Consider the following 24,427-nt stretch of genomic DNA (forward strand, 5'->3'; position numbering starts at 1 on the left):
GTGAGGTCTGCGGGAAGGCCGCTATGCTACCATCCGCCGCGGGTTGCCAACCCCGGCCCCTACCACGCCCGGCGCGTTCGCCCGGGCATTTTGCTTCCGCCGAGTTTCCTGTCCCATGCCGCGCGCACTCGAGCCCGCCGAGCCCATCCTGTCTGCCGAAGGCACCCCGTATTCGCCCCGCTACGACGACGTCTACCACAGCACCGAAGGCGGGCTGGCGCAGGCCGCCCATGTCTTCCTGGGCGGCAACGGCCTGCCGCGGGCGTGGGCCGGCCAGCGCCAGTTCGTCATTGCCGAGACCGGCTTCGGCCTGGGGCTGAATTTCCTGGCGACCTGGCAGGCGTGGCGCGACCATCCGCAGCGCTGCGGCACGCTGCATTTCGTCTCGATTGAAAAGCACCCGTTCACCCGCGAGGGGCTGGCACAACTGCACGCCGGGCTGGACGGACTGCAGCCGCTGGCGCAGGCGCTGCAGGCGCAATGGCCGTTGGCGCTGCCAGGGCTGCACCGGCTGGCTTTCGACGAGGGCCGTGTGGTGCTGACGCTGGCCCTGGGCGATGTCGAACAGATGCTGCCGCGGCTGGCGGCCGGGGTGGATGCCTTCTACCTGGACGGTTTCGCGCCGGCGCGCAACGCGCAGATGTGGTCGCCGCAGGTGTTCCGCGGACTGGCGCGGCTGGCCCGGCCAGGCGCCACGCTGGCCACGTTTGCGGCCGCGGGCTTTGTGCGGCGCGGGCTCAAGGAAGTCGGTTTCGAGGCCAGCAGGGCCCCAGGCTTTGGCGGCAAGTGGCACATGACCGTCGCGCGCTTCCGCCCGCAATGGAAAGCGCGCCGCCACGCGCCGCCGCTGCCGGCGCAATGGGCCGGGCGCCATGCCATGGTGATCGGCGCCGGCCTGGCCGGTTGTGCCGTGACCGAGCGGCTGGCCGCGCGCGGCTGGCGCGTGACGCTGTTCGATGCCCACGACGGGCCGGCGCGGCAGACCTCGGCGCATCGCGCGGCGGCCATGCATGCGCATGTGTCGGCCGACGACAGCTTGCTGTCGCGGCTGTCGCGCGCCGGCAACCAGTACGCGCTGCGCACCTGGGCGGCGCTGGCCGAGGCCGGCCATCCCGTCGGCTGGCATGGCTGCGGCGTGCTGCAGATCGGCGAGGACGAGGCCGAGGGCGAGGCCCAGCGCGCCGCCCTGGCGGCGATGGGCTTGCCGGAAGAATTCGTGCGCTGGATGAGCGCCGAAGAGGCGGCTTCGGCCCACGACGCCGGCGTGCCGCGTGGCGGCCTGTGGTTCCCGCAAGGCGGCTGGGTGGCGCCGCCGGATATCTGCGTGGCGCAGCTCGCGCGGGCTGGCGATGCCGTGACCGCGCGTTTCGGCTGCCGGGTTGCCGGGATTGCATACGTTGACGGGCAATGGCAGGCAGTCGGGCAGGATGGTGCCGTGCTGGCATCGGCGCCGGTGCTGGTACTGGCCGGCGCGTACGAAGCGCAGCAATTGCTGCCGCAGCAGCACTGGACCATGCGGCGCGTGCGCGGGCAGCTGACCACGCTGGCGTCCGCGCAGGTCGATGCGCTCGGTGGCTGGCCGGATTGCGTGGTGACCGGTGCCGGCTACCTGCTGCCGCGTGCCGCCGACGGCACCGGACGGGTCGGCTCCAGCTACGACGCCGACGAGGGCCCGCTGGTGGAGCAGCCGGCGGTCCACGCTGCCAACCTGGCGCGCTTGTCCGGGCTGCTGCCGCGCCAGGCCGATGCCGTCGCCGGCATCGACCCGGCGGCCTTGTCAGGATACGTGGGCGTGCGCACCGTCACGCACAACCGGCTGCCGCTGATCGGACAGGTGCCCGACGAGGCCACTGCGCTGGCGCAGGCCGCATCGCTGCGCGGTGCGCACCTGCGCGACCTGCCGCGCCTGCCTGGCCTCTACGCGGCCCTTGCATATGGGTCGCGCGGCCTCACATGGGCTGCGCTGGCTGCGGAACTGCTGGCCAGCCAGATCGAGGGCGAGCCGCTGCCGCTGGAGTCGGATCTGGCCGATGCGGTGGATCCGGCGCGCCTGCTGCTGCGTGCGCTGCGCCACGGGCAGGCCGGATAGCGGCGCATGGTGCGGCAGGGCGGCTCCGCGTGCGTTCCGGGCAAAAACTGCCGGAAGCGAATCAAAACCGTGCGATAATCCCCGTTTTCCGTTTGCGCGGAGCGTTCCGTTCGCCGGTGCGCCGCCCCGGCCGTCCTGGTGACGGCGCCGTGGCGGTAAAGCGGGCGGTACATGCGCAAGCGGTAGCACCTACGAACACAACTACATTTCTGGATTGGATCTACGACCATGTCGAACGTGATTGAGAACCTCGGCAAGCTGGACCGCAAGGTGACCCTGGCCATCCCCAAGGCCGAAGTGGAAAAGGAAAAGCAGGAGCGCCTGGTTCGCCTGTCGAAGACCGTGAAGATGTCGGGCTTCCGTCCGGGCAAGGTGCCGATGAAGATGGTCGAGAAGCAGTACGGCCAGCAGGTCGAGTTCGAAGTGCGCTTCGACAAGGCCGCGCGCAAGTTCTTTGACCTCACCAAGGAACAGGACGTCAAGGTTGCCGGCCAGCCCAAGTTCGAGATCAAGAACGACGGCGTGGGCGAAGACGAAGTGGCCTTCGACGCCACCTTCGAGGTGTACCCGGAAGTGACCATCGGCGACCTGTCGGCTGCCGAAGTCACCCGCACCGGCACTGAGATCACCGACGCCGAAGTCGACAAGACCATCGACATCCTGCGCAAGCAGCGCGTGCACTACCACGCCCGCGGCGAAGCCGGCGAGCATGGCGACGGCGGTGCCGACGTCACCGCCCAGAACGGCGACCGCGTCACGCTGGACTTCGTCGGCAAGATCGAAGGTGAAGAGTTCGCCGGCGGCAAGGCCGAGGACTTCCCGTTCGTGCTGGGCGAAGGCCGCATGCTGCCCGAGTTCGAGCAGGCCGCGCTGGGCCTGAAGGTCGGCGAAAGCAAGACCTTCCCGCTGGCCTTCCCGGCCGACTACCACGGCAAGGAAGTGGCCGGCAAGACCGCCGAATTCACGGTGACCCTGAAGAAGATCGAATGGGCCCACCTGCCGGAAGTCAATGAAGGCTTCGCCAAGTCGCTGGGCATTGCCGACGGCAGCGTCGACAAGATGCGCGCCGACATCCGCGAAAACCTCGAGCGCGAAGTGAAGCGCCGCACGCACTCCATGCTGAAGGACCAGGTCATGGAAGCGCTGCTGAAGGCGAGCGAGCTGGACGTGCCCAAGGCCCTGATCGAGCAGGACCAGGAACGCCTGGTGGAAATGGCCCGCCGTGACCTGGAACAGCGTGGCATGCCCAACGCCAAGGACATGCCGATCCCGGCCGAGATGTTCGCGCAGCAGGCCGAGCGCCGCGTCAAGCTGGGCCTGATCCTGGCCGAGATCGTCAAGGCCAACGGCCTGGAAGCCAAGGCCGACCAGATCAAGGCCGAGATCGAGGACTTCGCCAAGAGCTACGAAGACCCGAAGGAAGTCATGCGCTGGTACTACGGCGACCAGCAGCGCCTGGCCGAGATGGAAGCCTACGTGCTCGAAAACAACGTGGTAAATTTCGTGTGCGACAAGGCCAAGGTCACCGACAAGAAGGTGTCCTTCGAGGAACTCACCGCCGAAGGCAACCAGCAGCAAGCCTGAGGCCGGAAGTGACCCGTAGCCCCGCGTCACGGCGTGGGACCGGGCAACTTCCCGAGTTACCCCGGATTGCCTTGCAATCCGACGAATCCATGGAGAACATGCATGACTCGCAATGATTTGCTTGACCGTCTCGCCACCACGCAGGCCTCGGCTCTGGAAACCCAGGGCCTGGGGCTGGTGCCGATGGTCGTCGAGCAGTCCGGCCGGGGCGAGCGCGCCTATGACATCTACTCGCGCCTGCTGAAGGAGCGCGTGGTGTTCATGGTGGGCGAGGTCAACGACCAGACCGCCAACCTGGTGGTGGCCCAGATGCTGTTCCTCGAGAGCGAGAACCCTGACAAGGACGTGTCGCTGTACATCAACTCGCCGGGCGGTTCCGTCTCGGCCGGCCTGGCGATCTACGACACCATGCAGTTCATCAAGCCGGATGTGTCCACGCTGTGCATGGGCATGGCGGCAAGCATGGGCGCTTTCCTGCTGGCGGCCGGCGCCAAGGGCAAGCGTTCGGCGCTGCCCAACTCGCGCATCATGATCCACCAGCCGCTGGGCGGCGCGCGCGGCCAGGCCTCGGACATCGAGATCCAGGCTCGCGAGATCCTGTACCTGCGCGAGCGGCTCAACACCATCCTGTCGGAAGTGACGGGCCAGCCGGTCGAGAAGATTGCGCGCGACACCGATCGCGACAACTTCATGAGCGGCGACCAGGCGGTCGACTACGGTCTGATCGACAAGGTCCTGGCCCGCCGCGGCTGATGCAGCGGGCCGCCGTGGCGTCGCGGTTGCGTAATCCGGCGGCGGCCACCGGCCAGGCTGGCCAGGCCCAAATGGCGAAGGCTACACCGGAACGAGGCCCCGTGCCTCGTTTTGTGCTTTAGCCCCACAGCCGGGGGGAACCGCCGGTGGTGCCAATCGTTTTGGCGTATGATGCGTTTGAAGCGTATCGCCGAGGAGCCTGTCGCCCCGCGGTGTGCGCACTGCATAAGTGACTGATTCCTATGGCGGACAAAAAAGGTTCATCCAGCGAAAAGCTTCTGTACTGCTCCTTCTGCGGCAAGAGCCAGCATGAGGTCAAGAAGCTGATTGCCGGCCCGTCGGTGTTCATTTGCGACGAATGCATCGACCTGTGCAATGAGATCATTCGCGACGAGGCCACGGCATCCGAGAAAGACGCCGCCACGGCTGCGCGCTCGGACCTCCCCACGCCCCACGAGATCCGCGAAAGCCTGGACCAGTATGTGATCGGCCAGGAACAGGCCAAGAAGATCCTGGCCGTGGCGGTCTACAACCACTACAAGCGCCTCAAGCATCTCGGCAAGAAGGACGATGTCGAGCTGTCCAAGAGCAACATCCTGCTGATCGGGCCGACCGGCTCGGGCAAGACGCTGCTCGCGCAGACGCTGGCGCGCCTGCTCAACGTGCCGTTCGTGATCGCCGACGCGACCACGCTGACCGAAGCCGGCTACGTGGGCGAAGACGTCGAGAACATCATCCAGAAGCTGCTGCAGAACTGCAACTACGAAGTCGAGAAGGCGCAGCGCGGCATCGTCTACATCGATGAGATCGACAAGATCTCGCGCAAGTCCGACAACCCGTCGATCACGCGCGACGTCTCGGGCGAGGGCGTGCAGCAGGCCCTGCTCAAGCTGATCGAAGGCACCATGGCATCGGTGCCGCCGCAGGGTGGCCGCAAGCATCCGAACCAGGACTTCCTGCAGGTGGACACGACCAACATCCTGTTCATCTGCGGCGGCGCCTTCGATGGCCTGGAAAAGGTCATCATGCAGCGCTCGGACAAGACCGGCATCGGCTTTGCCGCGCAGGTCAAGAGCAAGGAAGAGCGCGATGCCAGCGAGATCCTGCCGCAGACCGAGCCGGAAGACCTGATCAAGTTCGGCCTGATCCCCGAGCTGATCGGCCGCCTGCCGGTAGTCGCGACGCTGGCCAAGCTGGACGAGGCCGCGCTGATGCAGATCCTGGTCGAGCCCAAGAATGCGCTGGTCAAGCAATACCAGAAGCTGCTGGCGATGGAAGGCGTCGAGCTGGAAATCCGCCCGGGTGCGCTGAGCGCCATCGCCCGCAAGGCGATCCGCCGCAAGACCGGCGCGCGCGGACTGCGTTCGATCCTGGAACAGTCGCTGATGGACGTCATGTACGACTTGCCCAACTACAAGGGCGTGCAGAAGGTGGTGATCGATGAAAATACGATCAACGGTGATGCACCCCCGCTGCTGATGTACGAGGAGCAGCAGCCCAAGGTGGCAGGGTCCAACTGACGCGAGGGCTGCCAGAGGTGGTAAGTGGTCGGGACCACACCGGCAGCAGGGCGGAAAGGCCGTTCGCGTAGAAGCGAGCGGCTTTTTTTGTTTATTTCTACCGACGAGAGGGAGGAAACGCGGGTATGCTGTTTCAGAGGGGCCAGCAAGTGCAGGGAGCGGCATCTGCCTGCCTTGGTGAATCGATTGGCGCAGTATCTTGTAATCGATTCGGGCGGCCCAATTTACGCCTTAAATGACTGACTTGGGGAAAATGATGTCCGGAACACAACTCCTCCCGGCCGAGCCGATTCGCCTCCCACTGTTGCCGCTGCGCGACGTGGTGGTGTTTCCGCACATGGTGATCCCGCTGTTCGTGGGACGCCCGAAGTCCATCAAGGCGCTTGAGACTGCGATGGAGGCGGGCAAGAGCATCATGCTCGTGGCCCAGAAGACGGCGGCGAAGGACGAGCCGACCGCCGACGACCTGTACGAGGTCGGCTGCATCGCCAATATCCTGCAAATGCTGAAACTGCCCGACGGTACCGTGAAGGTGCTGGTCGAGGGTACCCAGCGCGCGAATATCCGCGAGGTGAGCGAGGACGAATCGCACTTCATGTGCGAAGCCGTGCCCGTGCCGCCCGCACCTGGCGAAAGCGCCGAGACCGAGGCCCTGCGCCGCGCGATCGTGTCGCAGTTCGACCAGTACGTGAAGCTCAACAAGAAGATCCCGCCCGAGATCCTGACCTCGCTGTCGGGTATCGACGAGGCCGGCCGCCTGGCGGACACCATCGCCGCGCACCTGCCGATCAAGCTCGAGCAGAAGCAGAAGATCCTGGAGATGGTCAATGTGACCGAACGCCTGGAAAGCCTGCTGTCGCAGCTCGAGGGCGAGATCGACATCCTCCAGGTTGAAAAGCGCATCCGTGGCCGCGTCAAGCGCCAGATGGAGAAGAGCCAGCGCGAGTACTACCTGAACGAGCAGGTCAAGGCCATCCAGAAGGAGCTGGGCGAGGGTGAAGAAGGCGCGGACCTGGAAGAACTCGACAAGCGCATCAAGGCTGCGCGCATGCCGAAGGAAGCCAAGAAGAAGGCCGACGCCGAATTCAAGAAGCTCAAGCTGATGTCGCCGATGTCGGCCGAAGCCACCGTCGTGCGCAACTACATCGACACGCTGGTGAACCTGCCGTGGCGCAAGAAGAGCAAGGTCAACAATGACCTCGCCAACGCCGAGCGCGTGCTGGATGAAGACCACTACGGTCTCGAGAAGGTCAAGGAACGCATTCTCGAGTACCTCGCGGTGCAACAGCGCGTGGACAAGGTGAAGGCGCCCATCCTCTGCCTGGTCGGGCCTCCCGGCGTGGGCAAGACCTCGCTCGGCCAGTCGGTGGCGCGCGCGACGAACCGCAAGTTCGTGCGCATGGCACTGGGTGGCGTGCGCGACGAGGCCGAGATCCGCGGCCACCGCAGGACCTATATCGGCTCGATGCCGGGCAAGATCCTGCAGAGCCTGTCCAAGGTCGGCGTGCGCAATCCGCTCTTCCTGCTCGACGAGATCGACAAGATGGGCATGGATTTCCGCGGCGATCCGTCGTCGGCGCTGCTCGAGGTGCTGGACCCGGAACAGAATCACACCTTCCAGGACCACTACATCGAGGTCGACTTCGACCTGTCGGACGTGATGTTCGTGGCGACGTCGAACTCCCTGAACATCCCGCCGCCGCTGCTCGACCGCATGGAAGTGATCCGCCTGTCGGGTTACACCGAGGACGAGAAGGTCAATATCGCCCAGCGCTACCTGCTGCCCAAGCAGATCAAGAACAATGGTCTGAAGGCAGGCGAGATCGAGGTGGCCGAAAGCGCGATCCGCGACATCATCCGCTACTACACGCGTGAAGCGGGTGTGCGATCGCTGGAACGCGAAGTCTCCAAGATTGCCCGCAAGGTGGTCAAGCTGCTGCTGCTGAAGAAGGAGTCGGGCACGATCAAGGTCGACTCCGAGAACCTGGACAAATTCCTGGGCGTGCGCAAGTACGACTTCGGCCTGGCCGGCAAGGAAAACCAGGTGGGCCAGGTGACCGGTCTGGCGTGGACCGAGGTGGGCGGCGACCTGCTGACCATCGAAGCCGCGATCATGCCGGGCAAGGGCAACATCACCCGCACCGGTTCGCTGGGCGACGTGATGAAGGAATCGGTCGAAGCCGCGCGTTCGGTGGTGCGTTCGCGGGCACGCCGCCTGGGCATCACGGATGAGATGTTCGAGAAGCGCGACATCCACATCCACGTGCCCGAAGGCGCCACGCCCAAGGACGGCCCGTCGGCAGGCGGTGCGATGACCACTGCGCTGGTGTCGGTGCTGACCGGCATTCCGGTGCGCGCGGATGTCGCCATGACCGGCGAGATCACGCTGCGCGGCGAGGTGCTGCCGATCGGCGGCCTCAAGGAGAAGCTGCTGGCAGCCCACCGGGGCGGTATCAAGCTGGTGCTGATCCCGGAGGAAAACGTCAAGGATCTGGCCGAGATCCCGGACAATGTGAAGAACGCCATCGAGATCGTGCCGGTCCGCTGGATCGACAAGGTGCTGGAACTGGCGCTCGAGCGCAAGCCCGAGCCGTTGCCCGAAGAAGACGCCAAGCCTGCCGATGTGGCGGACAAGGCCGCGGCCAAGGTTGAACGTCTGCATCACTGACGCAACCCCGGCCGCATGAAGGAAACGCCGCGGGGCAGCGATGCCCGGCGGCGTTTTTTTTTGCGCGCGCGGGTCTTGGCAAACTGAAATCACCTGTATTACACTTGCGCCCTCGCAACGCAAACCACGGCAACTGCCGCGAGGTGTGGAGCGAACAGCAAGTTGCAGGCAGCCAGCTTGCGATGGTCGAGCGGGTGCTTAGCTCAGTTGGTAGAGCGGCGCCCTTACAAGGCGTAGGTCGGGGGTTCGAGCCCCTCAGCACCCACCACTCTCCATCGCAATGGGCATGAGCGAGCCGGCAGCGAGCGCCGACACAGGAGTGGTAGTTCAGTCGGTTAGAATACCGGCCTGTCACGCCGGGGGTCGCGGGTTCGAGTCCCGTCCACTCCGCCAGTTTCAAGGAAACGCCCGCGCTAGCGGGCGTTTTTATTTGCGGCCAGTTATAGCTTCAGAAATGCCATCGTCGTTCCCGCGCAGGCGGGAACCCAGTGACTTTATAAGACGCTGGAATCCCGCCAGCGCGGGAATGACGGTAGTGCATGGAAGGTAGGTCCAATGTTTCCCACCCGGCACAACGGGTGCGTGCCCAGCGGCTCCTGATAGAATCGTGGAGTTTGTCTTTCGTGCCAATCCACTACCCGAATCCGCATGCTTGATTTCGTACGCAACAACCGGCGCCTGATGCTCTTGCTGCTGCTGGTGCTTGTTTTCCCGTCGTTCGTGTTCTTCGGCGTGGAAAGCTATTCGCGCTTCATGGACAGCTCGCACGATGCCGCCAAGGTCGACGGCCGTGCCATCAGCGTGCAGGAAGTCGACAACGTCGTGCGCGACCAGAGCGAGCGCGCGCGCCAGATGCTGGGCGCCAACTATGATCCGCGCCAGTTCGAAGGCCCGGATGCGCGCAAGACGGTGCTGGACCAGCTGATCCAGCAGCGCGTGATGGCCAATGCCGTGGCCAACGAGCACCTGACGGTGTCCGATGCCAAGCTGCTCGAAGAAATCAGCAACCTGCCGGCGATCGCGCAACTGCCGCGCGCCAAGGACGGCAAGATCGACGACAAGGCCTACGTGCAGCTGCTGATGTCGCAGGGCATGACGCCCGAGCAGTTCGATGCCCGCATGCGCTTCGAGCTGGCCACGCAGCAGCTGGGCGCTTCGGTGGCCGCGACGGCGTTCATGCCCAAGTCGCTGATCGAGCGCCTGCTGGCCGTGCGCGACCAGCAGCGCGATGTGCAGACGCTGCTGTTCAAGCCGGCCGGCTATGCCGCCAAGGTGCAGCCCGATGCCGCCGCGCTCAAGGCTTACTATGACGGCCACCAGCAGGCTTTCTCGGTGCCGGAGCAGGCCAGGGTGGAGTACCTGGTGCTGTCGGGCGAAGCGCTGGCCGCGTCGCAGGCGGTGACGCCGGAAGAGCTGAAGTCCTACTACGAAAGCAATATCGCGCGCTTCCGCGTCGACGAGCAGCGCCGCGCCAGCCATATCCTGATCGCCGCGCCGAAGGATGCGCCGGCTGCCCAGCGCCAGGCCGCGAAGGACAAGGCCACCAAGCTGCTGGAAGACCTGCGCAAGCATCCCGACACCTTCGCCGACGTGGCGCGCAAGAACTCCCAGGATCCGGGCTCGGCCGAGAAGGGCGGCGACCTGGGCTTCATGGGCCGCGGCGCGCTGGTCAAGCCGTTCGAGGATGCCATGTACGCGCTCAAGGACGGCCAGATCAGCGACGTGGTGGAGACCGATTACGGCTACCACATCATCAAGCTGACCGGCATCAAGCCCGCGGAAACCAGGCCGCTGGACGCCGTGCACACGGAGCTGGAGGCCGAGTTGCGCAAGCAGTTCGCCGACAAGAAGTTTGCCGAGCAGGCCGATGCCTTCGGCAATACCGTCTACGAGCAGGCCGACAGCCTCAAGGCCGCCGCCGACAAGTTCAAGCTGACCATCCAGACCGCTGACAACGTCACGCGCCAGCCGAACCCGGCGCTGGGCGCGCAGAGCCCGCTCAATAACGAGAAGCTGCTCAAGGCGCTGTTCAGCGACGACGCGGTCAAGAACAAGCGCAATACCGAGGCCGTCCAGGTGGCCCCGAACACGCTGGTGGCCGCGCGCATCGTCGAGTACCGCCCGGCGGCCGTGCGCAAGTTCGAGGACGTCGAAGCCAAGGTGCGCGAGGGCTATATCGCCCAGCAATCCGCAGAACTGGCTCACAAGGATGGCGAGGCACGACTGGCCGCGCTGAAGAAGGCCGACAGCGCTGACGGCTTCGGCGCGGTGCAGACCGTGTCGCGCACCAAGGCCGAGGGCATGGCGCCGCAGGCCGTGGAAGCGGTGATGCGCGCCGATGCCGCGAAGCTGCCGGCGGTGGTGGGTGTCGACCTGGGCGCCCAGGGCTATGCGGTCTATCGCATCACCAGGATCAGCCAGCCGCCCGAGGCCAATCCGGCCCAGCGCCAGGCCGCGGCGCAGCAGCTGTCGCAAGTGGCCGGCCAGACCGACCTGCAGGCCCTCTATGAAAGCCTGAAGGCCCGTTCCAAGGTCAAGATGCTGACGCCGGTGGGTGCCACGCAGGCGCAAGGCGGCGAGTAAGCCCGCGTCCTCAGCATGCCGGCGGTTTGCTCCCCTCTCCCGCTTGCGGGAGAGGGGCAGGGGGAGAGGGCAGGCGCTGGCATACCACTAGCCAGAACTTCGTGGAGACTTCGGCCCTCTCCCCAACCCTCTCCCGCAAGCGGGAGAGGGAGCACACAATCGGGTCAGCAAACGCCCAAGGCGTTTCCCGCCATGCTGACTCCTGACCTTTCTTTCACTGACTCCCGCTGCGCCTGAGCAGGGGCTTGAGCTGTGGCCACACCGTATCAAGCAGGGTCGGCTGTGCCGCGGCGGTGGGGTGGATGCGGTCCGGCTGGAACCAGTCCTGCCGCGCAATCACCTGGTCGAGGAAGAAGGGCACCAGCCGCACCTTGTATTCGCCGGCCAGCTTGGGATACAGCGAGACGAACTTCTCGGTGTAATCCTGCCCGTAGTTGGGCGGGATGCGCATGCCGATCAGCAGCACGCCCGCGCCGGCCTTCTGCGCCGTGGCGACGATATTGCGCAGGTTGGCCTCGGTAGTCTGCAGCGGCAGGCCGCGCAGCGCGTCGTTGGCGCCGAGCTCGACCACTACGATGGCTGGCCGGTGGCGCGACAGCAGGTCCGGCAGCCGCGTCTTGCCGCCGATGGTGGTCTCGCCGCTGATGCTGGCATTGACGACGCTATAATCGAAGCGTTCCTGCCGCAGACGGTCCTGCAGCAGCGTGACCCAGCCCGTGCCGCGCGCGATGCCGTACTCGGCGGACAGGCTGTCGCCAAGCACCAGCAGCGCAGGTGCGGCGCCCCTGGCCGGGGCTTGCGCTTGTGCCGTGGCCGATAGCGCCAGTGCCATGCCGGCTGCCAGCCACAGCCTGCGCCGTTTCCCTCGGATCCCTATCTCCATGTCTTCTTCCATTCTCGCTGTCGAGTCCCTCGGAAAGACCGTTGCCGACACGACCGGTTCGCTGACGATTTTGCACGACGTGACCTTTTCCGTCACGCCGGGCGAAACGCTCGCCATCGTGGGGGCGTCCGGATCGGGCAAGTCGACGCTGCTGGGACTGCTGGCCGGGCTGGATCTGCCCAGCACCGGCACGGTGCGGCTGCAGGGCCAGGACCTGTACGCGCTGGACGAGGACCAGCGCGCCGCGGTGCGCGGCCGCCATGTCGGCTTTGTGTTCCAGTCCTTCCAGCTGGTGGCGCACCTGACCGCGCTCGAGAACGTGATGCTGCCGCTGGAGCTGCGCGGCGAAACCTCGCAGGTGCGCGAGCGTGCCGTGGACATGCTGCAGCGCGTGGGCCTGGGCGCGCGCCTGGGGCACTACCCGCGCACGCTGTCGGGCGGCGAGCAGCAGCGGGTGGCGCTGGCGCGGGCGTTCGTGGCGCGCCCGGATATCCTGTTTGCCGACGAACCCACCGGCAGCCTCGATACCGCCACCGGCGAAGCGGTGATCGCGCTGATGTTCGAACTCAACCGCGATGCCGGCTCCACGCTGGTGCTGGTCACGCACGACCGCTCGGTGGCATCGCGCTGCGGCCGCATCCTGACCATCGACGCCGGCCGCGTGGCCAGCGACGAATGGATGGGCGCCGAGGTCTAGCTGGCGGCGCCCGCCTTCAGCACCGCGCGGGCGCGGTCGATCAGCGCGGAGGTGGAGGCATCGTGCTGGCCTGCCGCATTGCCGGTCAGCTCGGCCTCGATCGGGCGGGCCAGGATCTTGCCCAGTTCCACGCCCCACTGGTCGAAGGAGTTGATCTTCCACACCACGCCCTGCACGAAGGTGCGGTGCTCATACAGCGCGATCAGCGCGCCCAGCACGTGCGGTGTCAGGTTCTCCATCAGCAGCGTGTTGCTGGGGCGGTTGCCGTCGAACACCATATGCGCGATGCGCACCTCATCCTTCAGTCCGGCGGCGCGCAGCTCATCGGCGCTGCGGCCGCGCATCAGCGCCTCGGCCTGCGCGAAGCAGTTGGCCAGCAGCTTGGCGTGATGGCCCGGCAGCCGGCGCGGCGGCACCAGCGGCGCGACGAAGTCCACCGGCACCACCTGCGAGCCCTGGTGGATCTGCTGGAAATAGGCATGCTGGCCGTTGGTCCCGGCCGTGCCCCATACCACCGGCGAGGTATGCGCGCGGATGGGCTGTCCGTCCAGCTGCACTGACTTGCCGTTGCTTTCCATCTCCAGCTGCTGCAGGAAGGCGGGAAACAGCTCCAGCGAGGTGGAGTAGGGCGCCATGCAGCTGGTCGGCAGGTTCCAGAAATTGCGGTACCAGATGCCCAGCATGCCCAGGATCACCGGCATGTTGCGCTCCAGCGGCGCGCTGCGGAAGTGCTCGTCCATGGCGCGCCCGCCGGCCAGCAGGTCGGCAAAGGCATTGAAGCCCACCGCCAGCGTGATCGACAGGCCCACCGACGACCACAGCGAGAAGCGTCCGCCGATCCAGTCCCAGAACTCGAACATATTGGCCGGGTCGATGCCGAATTCGCGCACCGCGTCGGTATTGGTCGAGACCGCGACGAAATGCTTGGCGAGGTTCTGCTCGGCCACGCCGCTGGCGACAAACCAGGCGCGCGCGCTGCGCGCGTTGGCCATGGTTTCCAGCGTGGTGAAGGTCTTGGAGCAGACGATCACCAGGGTCCGCTGCGGGTCCAGCCGCACCAGGGTCTCGGCCAGGTCGGTGCCGTCGACATTGGAGACGAAGTGCATGCGCGGCCCGCTGTTGCCGTCGGCATCCGCCAGGTGCGACAGCGCGCGGCACACCATGCGCGGCCCCAGGTCGGAGCCGCCGATGCCGATATTGATGACGTCGGTGATGCGCTCGCCGGTGGCACCCTTCCAGGCGCCGCTGCGCACGCGCGCCGAGAATTCGCGCATGCGCACCAGCACCTTGTGGATCGCCGGCACGACGGGTTCGCCGTCGACCCTGTAGCCGGCGCCGGCGGTGGCGCGCAACGCCACATGCAGGGCCGCGCGGTCTTCGGTGGTGTTGATATGCTCGCCCGCGAACATGGCGTCGCGGCGCTTGGTCACGCCGGCCTCGGCCGCCAACTGCACCAGCAGGCGCATGGTGTCGGGCGTGATCCGGTTCTTCGAGTAGTCGAGATAGAGCCCGGCGGCTTCCAGCGAACATTGCGCGACGCGCTGCGCGCCTTCGCGATCGAACCAGCCGCGCATCTTTGCGTCGCGAAGGGTGTCGTGGTGCCGCAAGAGGGCGTTCCAGGCGTGAAGGTCAGTGGGCATGCAGGACAACCGTTGTTGCGCGAGCCGCGTGGCGTTGCCGGCTCGCAGGACAGAGTGGCAAGTATATCGTCAGCGCTGCCGGCATCCGGCCCGGCAGCGGTGTCATATCGTTACCACTTGCAACATACCAGCCCGCGCGCCGGCCAAGTATCGGACATTGTCTGACGGGATGGACCGGACAGGCGCCGGTTACGCCGCTCTGGATCCGTGCGTCATGCGCGCGGCCCGGCCAGCAACTGGTTGAAGACGGTGCGCGCCGGCGCGTACAGCTCGCTTGCCGTGACGCCGGCGGGCCCGGTGCCCTGCGCGAGGAGGGCATCGGCGGCCCGGCCGTGGATCCACACCGCCGCCTGGGCCGCGGCCAGCGGCGCCATGCCTTGCGCCAGCAGCGCGCCCAGCATGCCGGCCAGCACGTCGCCGGTGCCGGCGCTGGCGAGCCCCGCATTGCCGGTCGGATTCAGCGCGCATGGACTGCCATCGGGTGCGGCGATCACCGTGCCCGATCCCTTCAGCACGACCACGGCCTGCCATTGCGCGGCCAGCGCCGCGGCCGCGGCGGGGCGGTCGCGCTGTACCTCGGCAACCGGCACGCCCATCAGCCGCGCGGCTTCGAGCGGGTGCGGCGTCATCACGCAAGCCGCGCCGCTGGCGGCCAGCGCCCCGGCCAGCGCCGGATCGGCGGCCAGCAGGTTCAAGGCATCGGCATCCAATACCAGGGGCAACGGCGCGGCTTGCAGCAGCCGGGTGAACTGCTTGTGCGCGCCGGCATCCGTGCCCATGCCCGGACCGATCACCAGTGCCGACATCGAAGCGAGGGCCAGTGCATCGACGGCATGCAGCATCAGCTCCGGATGCAGCGGATCGATCAGCGGTGCGGGCTGCGCCAGGAAGCCGATATGCACCTTGCCCGCGCCGAGGAACTGCGCGGCCCTGGCGCCGAGCAGCGGCGCGCCGGTCATGCCCAGGTTGCCGCCGATGACCGCCAGCGAGCCGTGCGTGCCCTTGTTGCTGGCGTGGCGGCGGCGCGGCAGCGCGGCACTGAACAGCGCCGGGCCGTTTGCCAGGCAATGGGGCGTTTCGTCCGGCGGATAGCCGAGGCCGATCGGCGCGATATCGACCTCGCCGGCGCAGTCGCGCCCGTCCAGCGTCAGCAGCCCGGGCTTGGCGGCGATAAAGGTCAGCGTGCGCCGGGCGCGCACGGCGGGCGCGCCCGCGCCGGTGTCGGCAAACAGGCCGCTGGGGATGTCCAGCGCAAACACCGGCAGCGCGCTGCGGTTGAGTTGTCCGATCCACCACGCCATGGCGCCGTCGGCGGGGCGGTTCAGCCCGATGCCGAGCAGGCCGTCGATGATCGCGGCGGTGCCGGCGGGCCAATCCGCGTCATGCGAGGCATCCATGCCCGCGACCACGCTGACGGGCACACCGGCGGCGTGCGCCTGCTGCCAGGCGGTCGCCGCATCAGCCGGCAGGCGCTGCGGGTCCGCAGCCAGCCATACCTGCACCGCGCGGCCAGCGCTGTGCAGCTGCGTGGCGGCGACCAGCGCATCGCCGCCGTTATTGCCGGGGCCTGCCAGGAACAGCAGCGGGCCGGCGGGCGCATGGCAGGCCAGCCAGCGCGCGGCCGCGGCGCCGGCGCGCGACATCAGCGTAAAGCCGGGCAGTTGCATGAAGGCGGCGTTCTCGATCCGGCGGATGGCGGCCACGTCGTACAGCGGCACCGGCGCGGACGCGGCCGCATCGAGGGCAAACCAGCCGTCGCCGCTTTCAGGCGAGTTGGCGGTAGCGGCAGAGGGTGTCATGTCTGGTTATCTCGGTCGGCCAGCTGGCCCGCCCTGTCGATGTCGGGGCCGCCATGGCTGCGCCGCGGGCTCAGTCGTCGCGCTGTGAGGGTTGCACAATGCGCTCCAGCGCGAGGGCCGTGCCCAGCAGGTCGGCATCGCGCATCGGGCCGTGCGACAGCATCAGCCCCACCGGCAGCTCGTCCGGCGCGTGGCAGGGCATCGAGACCGAGCAGCCGTCGAGAAAATTGAAGGCCGAGGTATTGCGCAACAGCAGGGCATTGACGCGGAAGAACTGCGCGTCATCGGTGCGCAGCGGTGCAATCTCGGGCGCGACCATGGGCACGGTCGGGCAGGCCACGGCGTCGAAGCGGGCCAGGCGCGCCTCCATGCGGGCGATCCAGTCCAGCCGGGCGCGGCCCAGGTCGATATAGTCGGCGGCGCTGATGTTGGCGCCGCGGTCGATGCGCGAGGCCACGCGCGGGTCGTACAAGTCGCGTCGGGCGGCCAGCACGTGGCGGTGGATGGCATAGGCCTCGGCCGAGCTGAACCCGCCCTGGGCGTTCAGGCCGGCGAGCTCGCCGAGCTCGGGCAGGTCGACGTGCTCAATCTGCACGCCGGCGGCCGACAGCCGGCCCAGGGCGCGGTCGAAGGCGCGGGCCACCACCGGGTCGAGATCGTCCAGCAGGAGCTGGCGCGGAATGGCCAGCCGTGTGGCGGCGGGGTTGGTCACGCGCGGGATCACCGCGTTGTCGGCGATCACGCTGTCCACCGCGATGCAGTCGCTGACCGTGCGCGCCATGGCGCAGGCGGTGTCCAGCGTGTACGACAGCGGAAACGCCCCGCTCAGCGGCACGCGCCGCGTGGTGGGCTTGAAGCCGGTGATGCCGCACAGCGCGGCCGGGATGCGGATTGAGCCGCCGGTGTCGCTGCCCAGCGCCGCGACCGCCAGCCCCAGCGCGACCGATACCGCCGCGCCCGACGATGAACCGCCCGGAATGCGCGCCACGCCATCGGTGCCGGCCGGATTGACCGGCGTGCCGTAATGGGGGTTGATGCCGACGCCCGAGAACGCGAACTCGGTCATGTTGGTGCGCCCGACCAGGGCCGCTCCGGCCGCACGCAGCCGGGCGACCACGGTGGCGTCCGCGGCGGCCGGCGCGGCATCCTTGCGCACCAGCGAGGCGGCACGGGTGGTTTCGCCCGCCACGTCGTACAGGTCCTTGACCGAAACCGGCAGGCCCGCCAGCGGATGCAGGGCCTTGCCGGCGCGGCTGGCCGCATCGGCGGCGCGCGCGACCTGGGCGGCGGCCTCGAAGGTGCTGTGCAGGAACACGGCTTCGGCAGCCGGCATGGCAGCCCGGGCTGCGGCCTGCCCGATGATCTGCGCGCGGCTGGCGGCGCCGTCGCGCAGGCGGGTGTTCAGTGTGTCGAGGTCGGGAAGCATGGGTGGCATGAGGTCTGCAAACGGCGAGCGAGGGGGATGGGGCGTGCAGCGCCGTGGCGGCGCTTGCCTGCCAGCGCGAGGAAGGGCGGTGCACAGGCGCCGGGCCAGTTGTGGCCGGCGTCCTTCCTCATGCTTTACCTGTATTTATCAGGTGTTCATGCTCATAATTCGCCAATAAACTGTCAAGCTAAAATTGCCGGGGCGCGCTCGGGGCTTATACCTAGCAGCGCCAGCGCCGCCCCATCGAAAGGAGTCTCCCGCATGCCACGCAAGCCAGCCGAGAGCGGGCACATCACGGACGCCGTGGCCGATGTCCCTGCCGTTGCCAGCGAGGCAAGGCCGGCCAACGCGCTGTCGCGCGCGGCCGGGTCCAATATCGTGTCGTCCTCGCACCTGGTGTCGGTGCGCAGCCCCGAGCTGTCCGAGTTCGAGTTCGGGCTGAACACCGCCTACAACGCCTACAGCCGCTGGGTGGTGCGCTGCATGGGCGCGGCCGGCGTGCGCGACCTGACCTTCCTGGATGTGCTGGTGCTGCACCACGTCAACCATCGTGGCCGGCCCAAGCGGCTGGCCGATATCTGCTTCGTGCTGAACGTGGAAGACACCCACCTGGTGACCTACGCGCTGAAAAAGCTGCAGGCACTGGCGCTGGTGAGCGGGGAGCGGGTCGGCAAGGAGGCCACGTATTCGACCACCGCGGCCGGCGCCGAGGCCTGTGCGCGCTATCGCGAGATCCGGGAACAATGCCTGACCAGCAACTTCACCGCAGGCAGCGAAGAGAACACCGAGATCGGCGAACTGGCACGGCTGATGCGGGTGCTGACCGGCCTGTACGAGCAGGCCGCACGCTCGGCGACGTCACTCTGAGCCGCTTATGTCGGAAAAGTGATGCATGAGCGTTATCACGAAATCCCGTCACACGGGGTCGCCATGATGCCGCAGTGCAAAATCCGGGTGCCGGCAAGGTACAATAGCGGTTTCCCGCCAGCCGGCGCCCCATGCAGCGGTGCCGGCCAAGCAGCAGCCCCTACCTCACCGCCTCCCGACCGCTACGATCATGGCGCATTTCTCGTGCTTCCCCGGCGCTTTGGCGCTTTCCGCCTTCCGTCAGCAACGCCTGCTCACCGCCCTGCGGCAGATCGACGCCGATATTGAATCGGTGCATGGCCAGTTCCTGCACTTTGTTGACGCCCAGACGCCGCTGTCGGCCGAAGAGCAGTCCCGCGTCGCCGCGCTGCTGACCTACGGCGCTCCGTTCGCCGAGCAGCCCGAGGGCGACCGCTTCGTGGTGATCCCGCGTTTCGGCACGATCTCGCCGTGGGCCAGCAAGGCCACCGACATCGCCCACAACTGCGGCCTCACGCATATCCACCGCATCGAGCGCGGCATCGAGATCACCGTGCTCTGCAAGAAGGGCCTTTTGCGCGGGCGCAAGACGCTGGACGCAGGCACCCGCGCCGCCGTCGCCGCGCACCTGTTCGACCGCATGACCGAGACCGTCATCGCCACGCGCGATGACGCCGCCGGGCTGTTCCAGGAACTGCCGGCCAAGCCGCTGCGCTTTATCGACATCTCGGCCGGGCGCGGCGCGCTGGCCGCGGCCAACGTCGAGATGGGCCTGGCGCTGTCCGAAGACGAGATCGACTACCTGGTCGAGGCCTACGCCAGGCTGGAGCGCAATCCGACCGACGTCGAGCTGATGATGTTCGCGCAGGCCAACAGCGAGCACTGCCGCCACAAGATCTTCAACGCCACCTGGACCATCGACGGCGTGCAGCAGGACAAGTCGCTGTTCGCGATGATCCGCAATACGCACCAGCTCAATCCGCAGGGCTCGATCGTGGCCTACTCGGACAACTCCGCGGTGATGGAAGGCGGCATGGCCGAGCGCTGGTTCCCGCGCGGCGACAACCACAAGTACGGCCGCCACGAGGCGCTGACGCACACGCTGATGAAGGTGGAGACGCACAACCACCCGACCGCGATCTCGCCGTTCCCGGGCGCCTCCACCGGCGCCGGCGGTGAAATCCGCGACGAGGGCGCGACCGGCCGCGGCGCCAAGCCCAAGGCCGGCCTGACCGGCTTCACGGTGTCCAACCTGATGCTGCCCGAGGCGGTCGAATCGTGGGAAAACGACCGCGATGCTGCCCAGCCGGTGACGCACCGCAACCCCGACGACAAGCCCGGCGTGACCGGCAAGCCGGACCGCATCGCCTCGCCGCTGCAGATCATGATCGACGGCCCGCTCGGCGGCGCCGCCTTCAACAACGAGTTCGGCCGCGCCAACCTGGGCGGCTACTTCCGCGTCTACGAGCAGAACGTGGGCGGCACCGTGCGCGGTTACCACAAGCCGATCATGATTGCCGGCGGCATCGGCAATATCGACGCCTCGCACACGCACAAGAACCCGCTGCCGGCCGGCACGCTGCTGATCCAGCTGGGCGGCCCGGGCATGCGCATCGGCATGGGCGGCGGCGCCGCCAGCTCGATGGCGACCGGCACCAATACCGCCGACCTGGACTTCGATTCGGTCCAGCGCGGCAACCCCGAGATGGAGCGCCGCGCGCAGGAAGTGATCAACGCGTGCTGGCAGCTGGGCGACGCCAACCCGATCCTGTCGATCCACGACGTCGGCGCGGGCGGCATCTCCAACGCTTTCCCCGAGCTGGTGGACGGCGCCGGCCGCGGCGCGCGCTTCGACCTGCGCCAGGTGCACCTGGAAGAGTCCGGCCTGTCGCCGGCGGAAATCTGGTGCAACGAGTCGCAGGAGCGCTATGTGCTGGCGATCGCGCCGGACAGCTTCCCGCAGTTCCAGGCCATGTGCCAGCGCGAGCGCGCACCGTTCGCCGTGGTGGGCATCGCCACCGAGGAAAAGCAGCTGCAGCTGGTCGACGCCAATGTCGACGCCGCGCTCAAGGAACACTACACCGTCAACATGCCGATGGACGTGCTGCTGGGCAAGCCGCCGCGCATGCACCGCGATGTCAAGCGCGTGGACGAGGCGCTGCCGGCCGTGGACGTGACCGGCATCAGCCTGGAGCAGGCCGTGCGCGACGTGCTGCGCCACCCGACCGTGGCCAGCAAGTCGTTCCTGATCAGCATCGGCGACCGCACCGTGGGCGGCATGAACGCGCGCGACCAGATGGTCGGCCCGTGGCAGGTGCCGGTGGCCGACGTGGCCGTGACCACGCTGGACTACCAGGGCAACGCCGGCGAGGCCATGACCATGGGCGAGCGCACGCCGCTGGCCGTGATCAACGCCCCGGCCTCGGGCCGCATGGCAATCGGCGAGGCGCTGACCAACCTGGCCGCCGCGCCGGTCAGGGACCTGGGCAAGGTCAAGCTGTCGGCCAACTGGATGGCGGCTTGCGGCGTGGAAGGCGAAGACGCGAAGCTGTATGACACCGTGCATGCGGTCGGCATGGAACTGTGCCCGGCGCTGGGCATCAGCATCCCGGTCGGCAAGGATTCGCTGTCGATGCGCACCAAGTGGCAGGACGACGGCGTCAACAAGGAAGTGGTGGCGCCGGTGTCGCTGATCATCTCGGCTTTTGCCGCGGTGGACGACGTCAACCGCACGCTGACCCCGCAACTGCGCACCGACGCGGGCGACACGGTGCTGATCGGCATCGACCTGGGCCGCGGCAAGAACCGCATGGGCGGCAGCATCCTGGCACAGGTGACGCAGCAGGTCGGTGACAGCGCCCCGGACGTCGACAATGCCGAAGACCTGAAGAACTTCTTCAACGTGATCCAGCGCCTGAACCGCGAAGGCAAGCTGCTGGCCTATCACGACCGCTCGGATGGCGGCTTCATGGCCGCGCTGGCGGAAATGGCCTTTGCCGGCCACTGCGGCATCTCGCTCAACGTCGACATGCTGGCGCTGGACCCGCAGCAGGAGCAGGACTACGGCGACGCCAAGAACTGGGCGCAACAGGTGGCCGAGCGCCGCAACGACCAGACCCTGCGCGCGCTGTTCTCGGAAGAGCTGGGCGCGGTGGTGCAGGTGCGCATGGAGGAGCGCGACGCGGTCTTCGCGGTGCTGCGCGAAGCCGGCCTGTCGGCCTGCAGCCATGTGGTGGGCAAGCCCAACACGACCGACCAGATCGAGGTCTACCGCGACGCCAGGAAGGTCTTCGGCGCCTCGCGCACCGACCTGCAGCGCAACTGGAGCGAAGTCAGCTGGCGCATCGCGCGCCTGCGCGACAACCCGGCCTGCGCCGACAGTGAATACGACCGCCTGCTGGACGCCGCCGACCCCGGCATCAGCCCGGTGCTGACCTTCGATGCGGCCGCAGACATCGCCGCGCCGTTCATTGCCACCGGCGCCCGTCCGCGCGTGGCGATCCTGCGCGAGCAGGGCGTCAATTCGCAGATCGAAATGGCGTACAGCATGGACCGCGCCGGCTTCGACACGCACGACGTGCACATGAGCGACCTGATCGCCGGCCGCGCCAGCCTGGCCGACTTCACCGGCTTCGTCGCATGCGGCGGCTTCAGCTACGGCGACGTGCTGGGCGCGGGCGAGGGCTGGGCCAAGACCATTCTGTTCAACGGGCAGATGGCCGAGCAGTTCGCGGCCTTCTTCAACCGCCAGGACACCTTTGCGCTGGGCGTGTGCAACGGCTGCCAGATGATGAGCAACCTGGCCCCGATCATCCCGGGCGCCGGTGCCTGGCCACAGTTCACGCGCAACCAGTCGGAGCAGTACGAGGCGCGCTACGTGACCGTGGAAGTGCAGTCCTCGCCGTCGATCTTCTTCGCCGGCATGGAAGGCAGCCGCATCCCGATCGTTGTGGCCCACGGTGAAGGGTTTGCGGACTTCTCGCAGCAAGGCAATATCGACCAGGCCCATGTGGCACTGCGCTTTGTCGATAACTACGGCGCGGCGACGCAGGCCTATCCGCTCAACCCGAATGGCTCGCCCGATGGCATTACCTCGGTGACTACCGTCGATGGCCGTTTCACCGTGCTGATGCCGCACCCGGAGCGCGTGTTCCGTGCCGCGACCATGAGCTGGGCGCCGGATGCGTGGAAGCAGGTGGCCGACGGCGGCAGCCCGTGGATGCGGATGTTCCGCAATGCACGGAAGTGGGTGGGGTAAGCAAGCGCTGCCGGATTGCTCCCCTACCTAGGAACCTTCGCTAACCCATTGTTTTTACTGGCACGAGAGCCAGACCATGTTTCAGCGCGAGCTTGCGCAGTACGCACTGTTCGGACTGCGCGGCGCGGGCCTGGTAATGCCGCAGGCCTTTTTCGACGTAGTCTGCGCCCTTGACCATGGTCTGCCAGAACAAGGCAGCGAGCTTGCGGGCGAGCGCCTTGTTGGCGATGAGTCCGCCCCGGCGGGCCTTGAGGCGGCGATAGAAGCCGCCCAGGGCCTTGTCTACGCTGTTGGCCAGGCTGCGTGCCATGTGGCAGAACAGTTCACCGGTGCGGTTGCGGTGGCGGGACTGGTGGCCATGGCGCTTGCCACTCTGATGGGCGCCGGGGGCGAGCCCGGTCCACGCCGTGAAGTGTTTTTCGCTGGGCCAACGGCTCAAGTCGGTGCCGACCTCGCCGATGACCAGCAGCAGCGAGTAGTCGGCCAGCCCCGGCAGTTGGGTGGGATCATTGCCGCCGCACAGTTGCAGCAGCATGCGGTGCAGGCCGTCGATCTTGGGCGTATGCGTGCCACCCGGCTTGGCCGGCGAGGCCGCCGGATCGTCGTCACGGTGCGGGCCGCTGAGCTCGTGCAGCACCTGTTCAATCGCGCGATCGCATTCGGCGATCTGGTGTTGGTAGAACTGCCACCCCTCAAAGGCTTGGCGTAGGGCAAACAGATGTTCGTCCTTCCACATGCCGCGCAACGATTCCTTGACCCGATCGGCCTTGTGCTTGCGGATTTGCACGTCGCATAGCGTCAGCAGGCAGGCGGGATCGCGCTGACCGGCCAGGATGGCCTCGATGACCTTGAGCCCACTGACACCGGTGAGGTCGCTGATGACCGCATGGAACTTGATGTTCATGCGCTCGAGCGCCTTTTGCATGTGTTGCACGTGGCTAGCGGCCATCGTGATGTGATCCTGGCGCAGGCGCAAATAGTCCTGCAGCCGGCGGATGGCGGCCGGGGGCACGAAGCCGGAGTGCAGCAGACCGTGCGCATGCAGCGTGGCCAGCCACTGACAGTCGGCCATGTCGGTCTTGCGTCCGGGCAGATTGCGTACCTGCCGGCCATTGACCACCAGAACCGTGATGCCGGCGGCCTCGAGCGCGCCGTACAGGTATAGCCAGTACACCCCGGTCGCCTCCATGGCCACCGAGCGCACGCCTTCATCACGCAGCCAGTTGATCAGCATCGACACGTCTTGGGTCATGGTGCCAAAGACCCGTGGCGTGTCACCCGCGATGGACACGTGCAACTTCTGGCTGCCCACGTCGATGCCGGTGGCGCGTTCATCCAATATCGGTAGCGTTTTCATCTGCGGCCTCCTCTTGCTCGGAAGGCTCGGCGCCAACGTGCCCGGTAGACACAAAAATGGAAACAAACCTACCTAGCGGGAAGCTAACAACGCTCACCAAACAAGCCGAATGTCATCTGCCGGAGCCAGTCTCTCCCACGGGCGACAGAATGTGCACCAGAGGGGACGCGGCCACACTGCGCGTCATGCCGAGTATCAACCACTGTAGTACTGGTTCCTGGTACGGCAAGTCGGCATGGGCCGCATGCGGCGGTCTCTCCCGCGTGCGGGAGAGGGGCAGGGGGTGAGGGCAGGCGCAGGCATACCGACGGTATGACTTCGTCG

The 24,427-nt window shown here is 67.2% G+C and carries 14 protein-coding genes and 2 tRNA genes; 11 read left to right on the forward strand and 5 right to left on the reverse strand.

The features are described 5' to 3' along the window. Positions 1-115: 115 nt before the first annotated feature. The 8 genes from mnmC (at position 116) to ACREYQ_RS06670 (ending at position 11,197) form a co-directional block, all read left to right on the forward strand. Positions 116-2,089 carry a bifunctional tRNA (5-methylaminomethyl-2-thiouridine)(34)-methyltransferase MnmD/FAD-dependent 5-carboxymethylaminomethyl-2-thiouridine(34) oxidoreductase MnmC gene (mnmC, locus tag ACREYQ_RS06635; protein ID WP_432259960.1) on the forward strand — a complete coding sequence of 658 codons (1,974 nt, stop codon included), beginning with the start codon at positions 116-118 and terminating at the stop codon, positions 2,087-2,089. Positions 2,090-2,317: 228 nt separating this feature from the next. Further along, entirely contained in the window at positions 2,318-3,673 is a 1,356-nt protein-coding gene (gene tig, locus ACREYQ_RS06640) for a trigger factor (RefSeq protein WP_432259961.1), read from the forward strand. 102 nt (positions 3,674-3,775) lie between these two features. Next, complete coding sequence (clpP, locus tag ACREYQ_RS06645; RefSeq protein ID WP_432259962.1) at positions 3,776-4,426, forward strand: ATP-dependent Clp endopeptidase proteolytic subunit ClpP; 651 nt, start codon at positions 3,776-3,778, stop codon at positions 4,424-4,426. A gap of 242 nt (positions 4,427-4,668) precedes the next feature. Beyond that, on the forward strand, positions 4,669-5,946 hold the full coding sequence (gene clpX / locus ACREYQ_RS06650) for an ATP-dependent Clp protease ATP-binding subunit ClpX (RefSeq protein ID WP_432259963.1): 1,278 nt from the start codon (positions 4,669-4,671) through the stop codon (positions 5,944-5,946). Between the two features lie 256 nt (positions 5,947-6,202). Continuing rightward, positions 6,203-8,614: an endopeptidase La gene (lon, locus tag ACREYQ_RS06655; RefSeq protein ID WP_432260370.1), complete on the forward strand. Its 2,412-nt coding sequence runs from the start codon at positions 6,203-6,205 to the stop codon at positions 8,612-8,614. Positions 8,615-8,806: 192 nt separating this feature from the next. Beyond that, a tRNA-Val gene (locus ACREYQ_RS06660) sits at positions 8,807-8,882 on the forward strand. A 48-nt stretch (positions 8,883-8,930) separates the two neighbouring features. Further along, positions 8,931-9,007 (forward strand) — tRNA-Asp (locus ACREYQ_RS06665). A gap of 255 nt (positions 9,008-9,262) precedes the next feature. After that, a complete protein-coding gene (locus ACREYQ_RS06670; RefSeq protein WP_432259964.1) occupies positions 9,263-11,197 on the forward strand; it encodes a SurA N-terminal domain-containing protein in 1,935 nt (644 codons plus the stop codon). Between the two features lie 214 nt (positions 11,198-11,411). Here the strand turns inward: ACREYQ_RS06670 and ACREYQ_RS06675 are convergent, their stop codons facing one another. Then, positions 11,412-12,080, reverse strand: coding sequence for an arylesterase (locus ACREYQ_RS06675; RefSeq protein ID WP_432259965.1), 669 nt, complete (start codon positions 12,078-12,080; stop codon positions 11,412-11,414). Here ACREYQ_RS06675 and ACREYQ_RS06680 point away from each other — a divergent pair. After that, on the forward strand, positions 12,079-12,777 hold the full coding sequence (locus tag ACREYQ_RS06680) for an ABC transporter ATP-binding protein (RefSeq protein ID WP_432259966.1): 699 nt from the start codon (positions 12,079-12,081) through the stop codon (positions 12,775-12,777). The genes ACREYQ_RS06675 and ACREYQ_RS06680 overlap by 2 nt on opposite strands. On the opposite strand, the gene pgi is transcribed toward ACREYQ_RS06680, so the two are convergent. The 3 genes from pgi to ACREYQ_RS06695 all read right to left on the reverse strand — a co-directional run bounded on the left by pgi (position 12,774) and on the right by ACREYQ_RS06695 (position 17,651). After that, positions 12,774-14,417, reverse strand: a complete 1,644-nt coding sequence (gene pgi, locus ACREYQ_RS06685) for a glucose-6-phosphate isomerase (RefSeq protein WP_432259967.1) — start codon at positions 14,415-14,417, stop codon at positions 12,774-12,776. The genes ACREYQ_RS06680 and pgi overlap by 4 nt on opposite strands. Before the next feature lie 212 nt (positions 14,418-14,629). After that, positions 14,630-16,216 carry an NAD(P)H-hydrate dehydratase gene (locus ACREYQ_RS06690; protein WP_432259968.1) on the reverse strand — a complete coding sequence of 529 codons (1,587 nt, stop codon included), beginning with the start codon at positions 16,214-16,216 and terminating at the stop codon, positions 14,630-14,632. A 70-nt stretch (positions 16,217-16,286) separates the two neighbouring features. Then, entirely contained in the window at positions 16,287-17,651 is a 1,365-nt protein-coding gene (locus ACREYQ_RS06695) for an amidase (protein ID WP_432259969.1), read from the reverse strand. A gap of 252 nt (positions 17,652-17,903) precedes the next feature. Between ACREYQ_RS06695 and ACREYQ_RS06700 the strand changes: the two genes are divergently transcribed. Together ACREYQ_RS06700 and purL are read left to right on the forward strand one after the other, a co-directional pair. Beyond that, positions 17,904-18,509, forward strand: a complete 606-nt coding sequence (locus ACREYQ_RS06700) for a winged helix DNA-binding protein (RefSeq protein WP_432259970.1) — start codon at positions 17,904-17,906, stop codon at positions 18,507-18,509. A 190-nt stretch (positions 18,510-18,699) separates the two neighbouring features. Continuing rightward, positions 18,700-22,746, forward strand: a complete 4,047-nt coding sequence (gene purL / locus ACREYQ_RS06705) for a phosphoribosylformylglycinamidine synthase (protein ID WP_432259971.1) — start codon at positions 18,700-18,702, stop codon at positions 22,744-22,746. A gap of 40 nt (positions 22,747-22,786) precedes the next feature. On the opposite strand, the gene ACREYQ_RS06710 is transcribed toward purL, so the two are convergent. Next, entirely contained in the window at positions 22,787-24,103 is a 1,317-nt protein-coding gene (locus ACREYQ_RS06710; RefSeq protein ID WP_432257995.1) for an IS110 family transposase, read from the reverse strand. Between the last annotated feature and the right edge of the window lie 324 nt (positions 24,104-24,427).

The organism is Cupriavidus sp. TMH.W2 (genome assembly GCF_050847365.1).
Lineage (GTDB): Bacteria > Pseudomonadota > Gammaproteobacteria > Burkholderiales > Burkholderiaceae > Cupriavidus.

Excerpts from the sequence above, each read along its gene's own strand:
- mnmC (WP_432259960.1), top strand. The coding sequence starts at position 116 with ATGCCGCGCGCACTCGAGCCCGCCGAGCCCATCCTGTCTGCCGAAGGC.
- tig (WP_432259961.1), top strand. The coding sequence starts at position 2,318 with ATGTCGAACGTGATTGAGAACCTCGGCAAGCTGGACCGCAAGGTGACC.
- clpP (WP_432259962.1), top strand. The coding sequence starts at position 3,776 with ATGACTCGCAATGATTTGCTTGACCGTCTCGCCACCACGCAGGCCTCG.
- clpX (WP_432259963.1), top strand. The coding sequence starts at position 4,669 with ATGGCGGACAAAAAAGGTTCATCCAGCGAAAAGCTTCTGTACTGCTCC.
- lon (WP_432260370.1), top strand. The coding sequence starts at position 6,203 with ATGTCCGGAACACAACTCCTCCCGGCCGAGCCGATTCGCCTCCCACTG.
- ACREYQ_RS06670 (WP_432259964.1), top strand. The coding sequence starts at position 9,263 with ATGCTTGATTTCGTACGCAACAACCGGCGCCTGATGCTCTTGCTGCTG.
- ACREYQ_RS06680 (WP_432259966.1), top strand. The coding sequence starts at position 12,079 with ATGTCTTCTTCCATTCTCGCTGTCGAGTCCCTCGGAAAGACCGTTGCC.
- ACREYQ_RS06675 (WP_432259965.1), bottom strand. The coding sequence starts at position 12,080 with ATGGAGATAGGGATCCGAGGGAAACGGCGCAGGCTGTGGCTGGCAGCC.
- pgi (WP_432259967.1), bottom strand. The coding sequence starts at position 14,417 with ATGCCCACTGACCTTCACGCCTGGAACGCCCTCTTGCGGCACCACGAC.
- ACREYQ_RS06690 (WP_432259968.1), bottom strand. The coding sequence starts at position 16,216 with ATGACACCCTCTGCCGCTACCGCCAACTCGCCTGAAAGCGGCGACGGC.
- ACREYQ_RS06695 (WP_432259969.1), bottom strand. The coding sequence starts at position 17,651 with ATGCCACCCATGCTTCCCGACCTCGACACACTGAACACCCGCCTGCGC.
- ACREYQ_RS06700 (WP_432259970.1), top strand. The coding sequence starts at position 17,904 with ATGCCACGCAAGCCAGCCGAGAGCGGGCACATCACGGACGCCGTGGCC.
- purL (WP_432259971.1), top strand. The coding sequence starts at position 18,700 with ATGGCGCATTTCTCGTGCTTCCCCGGCGCTTTGGCGCTTTCCGCCTTC.
- ACREYQ_RS06710 (WP_432257995.1), bottom strand. The coding sequence starts at position 24,103 with ATGAAAACGCTACCGATATTGGATGAACGCGCCACCGGCATCGACGTG.